The following is an 11,158-nucleotide window of genomic DNA, read 5'->3' on the forward strand; positions in this document are numbered from 1 at the left end:
TTACTAACAATATTTGACGCTATTTTTTCTAATAAAAAGCTGCCTCTTATTTAGAGGCAACCACTTTTAAGTCTTTTACTGCAACAACATCCGCAAACGCTCCCAATACTGCGTTATGATGTTTCATAATATCTTCAGCACGTAACACTTCTGTATTAAATGTACTATGCGCATCACTCACTAACGTTACTTTATACCCTTCACTACATGCTCTGCGCGTTGTCGTATCTACACAATACTCTGTTTGCATTCCCGAAAGAATAACGTGTTCAATTCCTTTCTCTTGTAACACTTCGCTTAAGTTTGTATTATGGAATGAATCTGGAGTCGTCTTTTCAACTATATTATCTCCTTCTTGCGGAGCGATGGCCGCATGGATTCGCCATCCATCCGTACCTTTTTCTAACGGATGGTCTTTAGGACCGTTATGTTGGATATAAATAACTGGAATATCATTTGAACGACATTCCCTAATAAGCTCTTGCAATGTTTGTAAAAACTTCCCCCCATTATGTACTGGCATTCCAGCTGTATACATACCCGCTTGCACATCAATTACGATTAATGCTTTTTTCATTTCACACATCCCCCTTTATTTGTATAAGCCATTATTATTGTTTATATTCCATCATCCAACAATCTTCTAATTTCCCCTCATGCAACTCATGTTCCTTTAAAATCTTTACTTTTTTAAATCCACTTTTTTCATAACACTTTATTGCTCGTTCATTATTTACTTTCGGATCCATTGCAATTGCTTCTGCTCCCATTTCACCCATAATATATGTAATTGCTGCCTGAACGAGTTTTGTTCCAATTCCCTTTCCCCAATAGGCTGGTTCACCGATAAATTGGTCCATACCCCATACATTTTGTGATTCTTTATAGCCATATAACGCTTTCCACTCTGAATCCACTGGGTACATTTGTATGTAACCAATCGGAATGGTATCAAATTCTATTAAACATCTTTTTTCATTACTGTTTGGACTATGTATAAAATGATCAAGCACCTTTTCTACAGATTGCGGATTATCTCGTCCTTCGTAATACCGCAGGACTGCTGGGTCCGTTAACCATTTAGAAATGATAGATGCATCATCTTCCATTACGTATCTAATCAATAAACCTTCTTTTTGAAAAAGCATATTATACCTCTATTATTTCTTTATATTTTTTCTTGCTGTTACATCTTTCATTGCACCTACTAATGCATATGGTAGTAATGTAATCGCAAAAAATGCTGTAAATACGTTAAGTTGCGGGATTGTATAGAGTGTGAACCATTCAGTGAAAAATTGAGAATTTAATATTCTATTAAAAAACTCTCCGCCTGGCCTAAAGTTTGGCGCCCACGCAGTGATTTCACACAAAATAAAGTGAAACTTTAATCAGTGGGGGTTTTGTTCATCCCCCACTGATTATTAGTTGAACCAATCGGGCTTTTACGGGCAGTTGATCCCCCCACCTAACTTCTTCGCTTTCGCTGAATTTTGAGGTGGGGGTCTTACTGCCCTTTAATGCGGGGTAAACAGTAACTGAACAATAAAAAATGCCCCTAGATAACGAAACCAAGTCCGTTTCCATATAGGTTGTGCATTTTTTAATATATCTCCCATCTTACCCCCTCCTTAAATATCCATCATATTAATTATACACTTTCCTCACTTTATTTGTTAAAATTTTCTATATAATTAATGCTGTTGGGGGGAAATACATTATGTCTAATCCTATACTTACATCCACTTTAATCATTCTTAGAGGAAACTCCGCAAGTGGTAAAACAACGATTGCAAAACAACTACAAGAACATTTCGGACAAGGAACACTTTTAGTATCACAGGATGTTGTACGTAGAGATATGCTTAGAGTACACGACACAATGGGTAATTTATCACATGATTTACTATTTGAAATTACGAAGTACGGAAAAGGAAAATGTGAATTTGTTATTTTAGAAGGTATATTGAACAGTCATAGGTATGGTGAGATGTTAAAAGAATTAATTCGTTATTTTGATGAAAATGCATTTGCATATTACTTTGATTTATCATTAGAGGAAACTATTAGACGACATAACACAAGGGACAAACGATATGAATTTGGTGAAGATTCCCTCCAAAAATGGTATAATCCGCACGATACAATTGAGGTTGCCAGAGAAACTATTTTTACAGATAACTTTACGCAAAAAGATATATTTGATGCGATTCTTAATGATGTTGCGATACAAAAACAAGACTAATATAATATGTTAGTCTTGTTATGTACTTTGTGTTTCCGTTTTTATAATTGAACAATCTTTACATAAATAATAGTATATATTCATTTCCCCAAACTGGAAATCAACTACTGAAATAAGTTCACGTTCCTCGATATCTTGTGTAATTGTAGCAACATACTTCATCTCTTTAGAACAAGTTGGACACGCCAAATGCTCTGGAAGATCCGCATATAATGGTGCCCCTAATAATCTACATACATATTCAGAACCGAACAAGTCAAAAGCTTCCCAGTAACTATCTTCATCTGTAGGTATATCTTCATTTTTCATATTTATAAGCTTTACCGTTGTTTTTGGTAATGAAACTGGTAACTTATCTTCCTCTTCCATTATCCATTCTTCTGTATTTTGCTGCTTTATGATTTGAACTGTTTTACCTCCATCACTTAACTGAAAATATTGCGGTTCCCACACCATCGCACAGTTCAAGCATGAAACGAATGGTAAAATATTTAGTTCATTACTTTTAAGTTCAGCAAGTCTCCCATCTTTTAAATCAAAACAGAGAATTTGATGCATCTTCTCACCGCATAACTTACATACTGGCAAATTACAATCTTGACCGCCAAAGTAATGATTATATGAACCTCTTCCTTCAATTACTCTATACCCTTTCCGCTCATTACAATGTGCGCCATATAATTCTATTGTCATATTCTATCCTCGCCTTTTATAAGAATGATTCACAAAATGATAATAATTAAGACTAAAAAACATCGTCTTCCTGAATAGTTTCCATAATAAATTCTTTTAAACTCGGAGATATTTCTTCCATTTCGTCATCCGCGTGATACCAAATATATATTTTATCATCCATTTTTCCATTATTTATTTTAAAGCACAATTTATCCCCTGAACCATCGTCACCAATTATGATAAGGTTTTCTGGCATATACTCATCTCTCATGTCAACATTTTGTCTAACTATATCATCCCAAGTTTTCGTTACATTTCTATTATCTTTAATCGGATATAGTATCCATTCCCCTATTTCAGCATTATTAACTAATTTAATAAGATCCCTATATTGATTTGGGAAAGCAGCACCTAACTTTTCTTCAGTTTCTTTTATTTGCAACTCTAATACACCTTGTTTCTTTGTTTCAATATATTCTCTTACTTCTTTCATGAAATACACCTATCCTTTGAACTTAATTACACTATTATGATTGAAAGTGTTTAGTAAACAATTTGATCCAATTTATACATTTCATTATACGTTAATCCTTCGTTTTCAACATACTACTCTACTCTTCTCTACTTCCTTATCTCATTCTTAATAGTTTTATTTTCTAAACATCATACAATTTTTATGTTTTGTTACAGGTTTAGTAATAAGCCCTTTAAAAATCCTATTATCCTTCTACTAAAAAAATAAAAGCCAGCCTCAATAAAGAGAACTGACTTCTATTTGGATCATTATAGTTACTATAAAATTTTCACTTTAACAGTTTGTCTTCCCCAATTCATAGCTTTACTTTTTGAACCCATTAAAACATCAATACGATTACCTTTAATTGCACTTCCAGTATCACCAGCGATCGCTTCTCCATAGCCTTCTACCCATACTTTAGATCCTAATGGGATTACTTTCGGGTCAACTGCAATAATTCTCATATTCGGATTTGCCGTTAAATCATGCCCCATCGCAGTTAATACGCGTCCACCATATGTACCATTTTCACTTGGATCAGCAGTATACGCTGTCGCTACTACCGTTAATTCACGTTTAGCAGACTGTATGTTGTTTTTAGATACTTCTTTCGCTCTCTCTTCTTCTTTAGCCTTTGCTATTTCTCTTACTCTCTCTTCTTCTTTAGCCTTTGCTATTTCTCTTGCTTTCTCTTCTTCTTTAGCTTTTGCTATTTCTCTTGCTTTCTCTTCTTCTTTAGCTTTTGCTATTTCTCTTGCTTTCTCTTCTTCTTTAACTTTTGCTATTTCTCTTGCTTTCTCTTCTTCTTTAACTTTTGCTATTTCTCTTGCTTTCTCTTCTTCTTTAGCTTTTGCTATTTCTTGCGCTTTCTCTTCTTCTTTAGCTTTTGCTATTTCTCTTGCTTTCTCTTCTTCTTTAGCTTTTGCTATTTCTTGCGCTTTTTCTTCTTCTTTAGCCTTTGCTATTTCTTGCACTTTCTCTTCTTCTTTAACTTTTACTTCTTCTTTGATTTTTGCCTCTTCTTTAGGCTTTACTATTTCTTGCGCTTTTTCTTCTTCTTTAACTTTTACTTCTTCTTTGACTTTTGCCTCTTCTTTAGGTTTTACTATTTCTTGCGCTTTCGGTTCTTCTTTAACTTTTACTACTTTTGCCTCTTCTTTAGGCTTTACTATTTCTTGTGCTTTCGTTGTTTCTTTCGCTTTTGCTACTTTCTGCGTCTTTACTTCTTTCTTTTCTTTAACTGATTTTTGTACTTTCGCTACTTGCTTCGTTTTCTCTTCGGTTTTCTTTTCAGTTGGTGCTGTACTTGATAGGAAAGAAACGTTTGCATAAGCAGTTTTTCCTTTATACTCAAATTGCAGCCATCCGTCTTTTACTTGATGCGTTGATTCAATTACATCATCTTTTTTTAGTCTGCCAAGAATTTCTGAATCTGTGTTTGCTTCAGTACGTACATTTAACAAATTCGCCGTTACATGATATACATCTTTTGTAAACTCCGAACTTACAAACACTTCTTTACCATTCAACTCAATTTTTGACCAGCCATCTTCGGTATTTATGACTTTTAACTCTTGCCCATTCTTTACTTTTTCGACCACTTTTGATTCTGTAGTCGGTTTTTCACGTACGTTAAGTACATCTGCTGTTACGATTGTTTCTGCGGTAGCAGTTGTGGTAAACGCTCCCAATCCAAAAACAGTTGCTGTTGCTGCGCCAATTACTTTTTTCATATTAGCCTCCATTAAATTTTTTTGAATTTTATCAAATGCCTCCGTAAAATTGTATAATTTTACATAATATCAAAACATTTGCAACAGTATATTAATATTGTTTAATATACTGTTATTAAAACTCCTTACTCCAATACTATCAAATTCTCATTTCTAATTCTATATATTATAAATCTCCTTATCTTTTATAAAAGCTCCATGCCCTTCTTCACACTAAATAGTTGTGGCAATTCCCGCCAAAAATAAACTTACGATTGCTAAAATTTGAGTAGCGACAATAGCCCCTCTTAAATGAAACTTATAATCTTTATATCCTTTCATACCTTCCGTACTAGGAATCACAACAAACCTTGGAGTAATCCAGCAAAAAATTAGCCAATCAATTATAAGTAAATCTACTAAATTGAAAATCATTAAAATACCAAAAGTGTGTAAATAGGCATCCATATACATTAACTTTTCATGCTTATGTAGTATATATGTAGAAACGAAAGGAGTACCGAAAAGAATAGTATTATATACAATATTAAAATAAATGGTTTGCTTTTTTTCATGAATCGATTTTGGAAAAACTACTTTTTGAATATCTTTCGGATAATCAGTTAACGAAAGTCGAGGATTATAATATAAGGACCCTAAAATCATTACGGATAGTACAATAGACATGATGACACCAACGTACATCATTTGCTCAAATTGATTCATATGCTTCATTCACCCTTTTCTGTAATTACTATGATGGTCATTCACTTAATTACATATTGTATGTACGTACATAATCAAAAATTAACAACTAGCTTTAATAGCGAAGCAAAATTGTTGCAATGCAAATGCAAATTTAATACAGTGGAAGCCTAATTGATACAGATAGGATTGGTGAAACCTATGAAAATTGAACATATTGCAATTTGGGTAAATGACTTAGAATGTATGCGTGATTTTTATATGAAATACTTTAATGGTAAAGCAAACTCTTTATATCATAATAAAACGAAACAATTTGAATCTTATTTTATTACGTTCGAATCTGGAGCAAGACTTGAACTTATGCGTAAAAAAGGGATTGAAAATAAGCCTAATTTAAACATAACCGGCTATACTCATATGGCTTTTTCTGTCGGTAGTGAAGAACGTGTGAATGAACTAACAAAGGTGATAAAAGATGCTGGTTATCCTTTATTAAATGGACCACGTTTTACTGGAGATGGCTATTATGAAAGTGTAATAGGCGATCCAGAAGGCAATCAAATAGAAATTACGATTTAACTTACCCTTTTCCACCACCTCCGTATTTTTCCACAGATTAGGCGGTGCTGTTGTTGAGGTGCCAAATGAGGCAACTGCTTACTTTTACCGAAAAGCACTATCAAACATGCCAATATTCGCTACTTGGGAACAGCCAGAAGGTGCTGGTGGAAGTATTCGATGGGTTGAAGACTTCCGCTTAGCAATGCTTCCATTTACAAAAGGTGTCTATGTTAATACTCCTGACCTATCCATTAAAAATTGGCCAGATGCATACTTCAGTTGCAACTTTGACCGATTAATGGAAGTAAAAGCGGAATACTTTGCGAAAAATGTCTTTAACTTTCCGCAAAGTATTCCGCTTTTTTAAACTATATATTCCACCTAATATATCAAAATATAAAACATCCATTTTTTTATGGGTGTTTTACAAAAAGAGTTTACATAATATAATTATTAGTTGCTTCTTTTACTAAATATCTATTCAACAATCGAAAGTAACACTTTCTCAAGGTCTTTTTTAGATAACATACTTTCGTTTATATAGCCATTCTTTTAATTGTACTTCATCCAAAGCTCCGTTCCCCTCTCATAATCCTTCACACTATATTCGCTCGTTTTTCACAAAAGGTTCATTTTACATGAAAATTTATTTATTACAATAAAAATATAAGGTATATTTTTATGAAAAGGAGGAATTCAATAATGAATACAGAGGATAAAATTCACGCTGAAAAAGTGTTGAAAAATCTATTCATCGGATCACAAGTTGATGGATTACAATTTGGTATTTCTCCAGGCGCTATAAAGATTCATTTCACAAACTTTCACGACTCAGTTGATTATGACGGACAATTATATATCAATATCGAATCCAAATGGTGTTTATTTAATAAACCTCAAAAAAGCTACCCATTAAATGAAGATGAATTTGAAGTTTATTCTGAGAAAGAAGAATATGAAAGAATATGTAAGATAAGAAGACAAAAAGTTACCGATATACAACTTGGCTTAGAAAGCCCTCATTTAATTATTACATTAGAGAGTGGACAAATTATTTTTTTAAATGGTTTTCATGATTATTATGAATATTGGCAAGCTGGTGTCCTATGTGAGCAATGGCTTGTAGTCGCTGCACCTGGGAATGAAATCGCCACTTGGGCTCCCGATGAGTTTACCGATAAGTAAACTGTCTTCACGAAGAAGAAACGAAGATATTTTATGAAGTACTATACTAATGAACTACATAATCATTTCTATTATACGTAAACAAAATGACGATTTTACTTTAATAGAACTCACTTTATTAAAGTTGAAAGGATGATAATGATGGCATGTGTCCATGATTTTGGAATAATTGACGATTTTACTTCTCAAAAAAATTACGAAGATTATACACCAGAGAAATATCATTGTATATCTGTTGATGATGATATTATCAGTAGTTTAAATCAAAATTTATCAATTATGAAAACCTACTTCCATACAGTCAAAAATCAGAAATACGGTTTAGCTTATTGTGGTATTACAATTATCCCGCCTGAATCATTAGCAATTTTCTATGAAACAGTTACATCCTCAAAGTTCTTCAGAAAATCTGATGAGCTGAATGAGTTAGCTTCAAAAATTGTACAAGCTGCAGCAGAACAGAAGTACATGATCCATTATGGGGTTTAAATGTAATTCAAAAAATGCTTAGGATTTCTCCGAAGCATTTTTCGTATGTTACTAATACATTTATTCCTTAACCATTTAGTCAATGCTTGAGCCTATGGATCCATCTTTTACAAGTGAGGGCGCCCCTATTAATCTAAATAAGCGTCTCATTTCCAATCTTCCAGCTAAACCATCTCCCATGCCCTTCTGTTTCTCCAACCGTTTCACGATATTCGTTTCCGTTAATATAATAATCAATATGAAGGTCACGATCCCACATGTTGTTATACAGGTGGAATACATCACGTTTTGCTCCAATTTCTTGTATTTGTTTTTCTAACTTATGTTTTACTTGTTCTGGTATTTGATTTGCAACATGTGTATGGAAAATACAAATAACAGCTTCTTCACTTATTTGTTCAATAATAGATGATAATAGCTCTACACCGTCTCCTTCTATTAATTGGACAGATTCATTTTTCACTAAAGATGCAGCTTGATCAAACATCTCAAGCCTTTCTTTATGTTCTGGCCAAATTAAAGCACGTAACCATAAATAATCTTCCTTATTATGTAAATCATTCACATGTAAGTCCAGTCCAATTCTTTCTACGACAGATGGGCTTTCTTTTAGAAAATGCGGCACATTCGTCCCTCTTATTTCAGAAGTTACATGCACATTTGAATTTATATTTCCGTACATTTCATCCGTCCCGTACGAATAACTATATTGGTCCCAGAACAGTTGCAACCCAGAACTTGTCCCAATTTCAATTAACGCTAACGGCTTCTTCACTTTGTTAAATATGTAGCAGAAACTTGGGTATAAGTATGCGCACCGTCTTACTTCATTTGTTTGAACGAGTTTCGTTTGTAACAAAGTAATGATTTCTTCTCGGTACTCTTTACAGAAATCTTTAAAATGATTAAAAGCTTTATCTAAATTTGTATCAGCATTTTCAACTAAACTACTATAATACGTTTTTAAATGATGTTCTTTCCCTGCTAGCAATAAATAATGTACTGCACCTAATAGTAAGTTTGGGACTGGTTGACCTACCTGAGCATAGGACGATAGTGTAAGTACTTCCTCATCTTCAGCAATTTTCATTGATAAATATTCATATAAATCACTTGACCCTTTACATTCCTTTATTGAAAAGTTTCGAAATAAGTTTGAAATTTGTTCTTTTGTGCACATTAGAGTCCCTCCTTTTTATTTTTCAGAATAATCTTACCATTACAGAAAGAATAATCCTATAAAAAGGTACTCGATTTAGTCACTTAAGGATACGTAAGCTTTTTCGAGATAATTTCAAACTGTAATTTTTTTCTATTTATCACCTTAAAAGAGCTTGTTAAATAAGATTTTTAGCGAATAAAACGTTAAATAGTTTAAAATTATCAGATAACACTAGATATTTTAGTCTATTAATTATTATAATAGAGTATGAGATGGTTATATAATTGAGACAAAAAAGGTATACACCTAGGTGGGGCCTAGGCGGTGTTTCTCTTTTACGGCTTAGACATAGAAAACACCTACACTTTTTTGCCAATATAGGGGATGGAGAGATTATCATGAGCAACATGCAGCAAAAAACAGACGTTATCTTAATTGGTGCAGGAATTATGAGTGCAACGTTAGGCTCATTACTAAAAGAATTAGCACCAGAATGGGAAATTAAAGTTTTTGAAAAACTCGCAAGTGCCGGGGAAGAAAGCTCTAACGAATGGAATAATGCAGGTACAGGGCATTCTGCGCTATGCGAACTGAACTATACTTCCGAAAAAGCTGACGGATCTATAGATATTAGTAAGGCTGTAAAAGTGAATGAGCAATTCCAGCTTTCAAGACAATTTTGGGCATATCTTGTAAAGAGCAAATTAATTCGTAATCCACAAGATTTTATTATGCCACTACCTCATATGAGTTTAGTACAAGGGGAAAAAAATGTTGAGTTTCTAAAAAACCGTTTTGAAGCGCTTTCAAAAAATCCACTGTTTCAAGGAATGGAATTTTCTGATGCTCCTGAAACATTAAAAAAATGGCTTCCACTCATTATGGAAGGCCGCACATCTAATGAACCGATGGCGGCAACGAAGATTGACTCTGGAACAGATGTTAACTTCGGTGCATTAACACGTATGTTGTTTGATTACTTAAAAACAAAAAATGTCGAGCTAAACTACAAGCATAGTGTCGAAAATATTAAGCGCACGAAAAATGGTTTGTGGGAAGTAAAAGTACACGATATGAATAGTGGTAAAATTGAGCATCATACTGCTAAATTCGTCTTTATTGGCGGCGGTGGCGGTAGCCTACCTCTACTTCAAAAGACTGGTATCCCTGAATCAAAACATATCGGTGGATTCCCGGTAAGTGGACTATTTATGGTATGTAAAAACCAAAAAGTTGTAGAGCAACATCATGCGAAAGTGTACGGTAAAGCTAAGGTTGGTGCTCCGCCAATGTCTGTACCTCATCTAGATACGAGATATATAGACAATAAAAAAGCTTTACTGTTTGGACCATTCGCAGGCTTCTCACCTAAATTCTTAAAAACAGGTTCAAATCTTGACTTAATCGGTTCTGTAAAACCGAATAACGTCTTAACGATGTTAGCCGCTGGTGTAAAAGAAATGGGACTTACAAAATACTTAATTCAGCAAGTTATGTTATCACATGAAAAACGTATGGAAGAATTACGCGAATTCATTCCGAACGCGAAAAGTGAAGATTGGGATATTGTAGTTGCTGGGCAACGTGTACAAGTAATTAAAGATACTGATGCTGGCGGTAAAGGGACACTTCAATTTGGTACAGAAGTAGTAAGTGCAGCTGACGGCTCAATCGCCGCATTACTAGGCGCATCACCAGGTGCTTCTACTGCTGTTCACGTCATGCTTGAAGTATTAGAAAAATGTTTCCCAAGCCGCATGGTAGAATGGGAAGAAAAAATAAAAGAAATGATTCCTTCATATGGCATTTCACTAACTGAAAATCCAAGATTGTTCCAAGATCTTCACACTTCTACTGGTCGTACACTTGGATTAAACGAAAAAGAAACTGTTCATAATTAATGA

14 protein-coding genes and 1 pseudogene are annotated in these 11,158 nt (G+C 33.9%); 6 read left to right on the top strand and 9 right to left on the bottom strand.

The window, feature by feature from the left end; translation table 11 throughout:
- Positions 1 to 46: 46 nt before the first annotated feature.
- The 4 genes and pseudogenes from MR112_RS14690 to MR112_RS14705 all read right to left on the bottom strand — a co-directional run bounded on the left by MR112_RS14690 (position 47) and on the right by MR112_RS14705 (position 1,619).
- A complete protein-coding gene (locus MR112_RS14690) occupies positions 47 to 577 on the bottom strand; it encodes a cysteine hydrolase family protein (protein ID WP_227900842.1) in 531 nt (176 codons plus the stop codon).
- A 34-nt stretch (positions 578 to 611) separates the two neighbouring features.
- On the bottom strand, positions 612 to 1,148 hold the full coding sequence (locus tag MR112_RS14695) for a GNAT family N-acetyltransferase (RefSeq protein ID WP_000898772.1): 537 nt from the start codon (positions 1,146 to 1,148) through the stop codon (positions 612 to 614).
- A 12-nt stretch (positions 1,149 to 1,160) separates the two neighbouring features.
- Positions 1,161 to 1,379, bottom strand: a pseudogene (locus MR112_RS14700) (YfzA family protein); the annotation flags it as partial.
- Positions 1,380 to 1,517: 138 nt separating this feature from the next.
- Positions 1,518 to 1,619: a YfzA family protein gene (locus MR112_RS14705; RefSeq protein ID WP_000502345.1), complete on the bottom strand. Its 102-nt coding sequence runs from the start codon at positions 1,617 to 1,619 to the stop codon at positions 1,518 to 1,520.
- A gap of 101 nt (positions 1,620 to 1,720) precedes the next feature.
- Here MR112_RS14705 and MR112_RS14710 point away from each other — a divergent pair, with 101 nt between their 5' ends.
- On the top strand, positions 1,721 to 2,245 hold the full coding sequence (locus MR112_RS14710; RefSeq protein WP_000070148.1) for a kinase: 525 nt from the start codon (positions 1,721 to 1,723) through the stop codon (positions 2,243 to 2,245).
- Between the two features lie 18 nt (positions 2,246 to 2,263).
- Here MR112_RS14710 and MR112_RS14715 read toward each other — a convergent pair whose 3' ends face one another.
- From MR112_RS14715 to MR112_RS14730, 4 genes are all read right to left on the bottom strand, one after another.
- Positions 2,264 to 2,938 (bottom strand): hypothetical protein, encoded by a 675-nt coding sequence (locus MR112_RS14715; RefSeq protein WP_000151352.1) that lies wholly within the window; start codon positions 2,936 to 2,938, stop codon positions 2,264 to 2,266.
- A 52-nt stretch (positions 2,939 to 2,990) separates the two neighbouring features.
- Positions 2,991 to 3,413, bottom strand: a complete 423-nt coding sequence (locus tag MR112_RS14720) for an SMI1/KNR4 family protein (RefSeq protein ID WP_000665937.1) — start codon at positions 3,411 to 3,413, stop codon at positions 2,991 to 2,993.
- 299 nt (positions 3,414 to 3,712) lie between these two features.
- Complete coding sequence (gene entB, locus MR112_RS14725; protein WP_242245073.1) at positions 3,713 to 5,170, bottom strand: cell wall-binding protein EntB; 1,458 nt, start codon at positions 5,168 to 5,170, stop codon at positions 3,713 to 3,715.
- A gap of 213 nt (positions 5,171 to 5,383) precedes the next feature.
- Positions 5,384 to 5,875, bottom strand: a complete 492-nt coding sequence (locus tag MR112_RS14730) for a hypothetical protein (protein WP_001071244.1) — start codon at positions 5,873 to 5,875, stop codon at positions 5,384 to 5,386.
- Between the two features lie 180 nt (positions 5,876 to 6,055).
- Here MR112_RS14730 and MR112_RS14735 point away from each other — a divergent pair, with 180 nt between their 5' ends.
- The 4 genes from MR112_RS14735 (at position 6,056) to MR112_RS14750 (ending at position 8,092) form a co-directional block, all read left to right on the top strand.
- The gene (locus tag MR112_RS14735; protein WP_000687535.1) at positions 6,056 to 6,436 is read left to right on the top strand and encodes a VOC family protein; all 381 of its coding nucleotides are present in this window, start codon (positions 6,056 to 6,058) and stop codon (positions 6,434 to 6,436) included.
- A gap of 58 nt (positions 6,437 to 6,494) precedes the next feature.
- Entirely contained in the window at positions 6,495 to 6,785 is a 291-nt protein-coding gene (locus tag MR112_RS14740; protein ID WP_002041349.1) for a BBE domain-containing protein, read from the top strand.
- Positions 6,786 to 7,120: 335 nt separating this feature from the next.
- Positions 7,121 to 7,603, top strand: a complete 483-nt coding sequence (locus MR112_RS14745; protein ID WP_242245074.1) for a hypothetical protein — start codon at positions 7,121 to 7,123, stop codon at positions 7,601 to 7,603.
- 138 nt (positions 7,604 to 7,741) lie between these two features.
- A complete protein-coding gene (locus MR112_RS14750; RefSeq protein WP_001999997.1) occupies positions 7,742 to 8,092 on the top strand; it encodes a hypothetical protein in 351 nt (116 codons plus the stop codon).
- Between the two features lie 133 nt (positions 8,093 to 8,225).
- Here MR112_RS14750 and MR112_RS14755 read toward each other — a convergent pair whose 3' ends face one another.
- The gene (locus MR112_RS14755; protein WP_000337441.1) at positions 8,226 to 9,272 is read right to left on the bottom strand and encodes a DUF2332 domain-containing protein; all 1,047 of its coding nucleotides are present in this window, start codon (positions 9,270 to 9,272) and stop codon (positions 8,226 to 8,228) included.
- A 380-nt stretch (positions 9,273 to 9,652) separates the two neighbouring features.
- Here MR112_RS14755 and MR112_RS14760 point away from each other — a divergent pair, with 380 nt between their 5' ends.
- Positions 9,653 to 11,155, top strand: a complete 1,503-nt coding sequence (locus MR112_RS14760; protein WP_000069138.1) for a malate:quinone oxidoreductase — start codon at positions 9,653 to 9,655, stop codon at positions 11,153 to 11,155.
- Positions 11,156 to 11,158 lie beyond the last annotated feature (3 nt).

The sequence above is a fragment of the Bacillus cereus group sp. BfR-BA-01330 genome, from assembly GCF_022663885.1.
Lineage (GTDB): Bacteria > Bacillota > Bacilli > Bacillales > Bacillaceae_G > Bacillus_A > Bacillus_A cereus.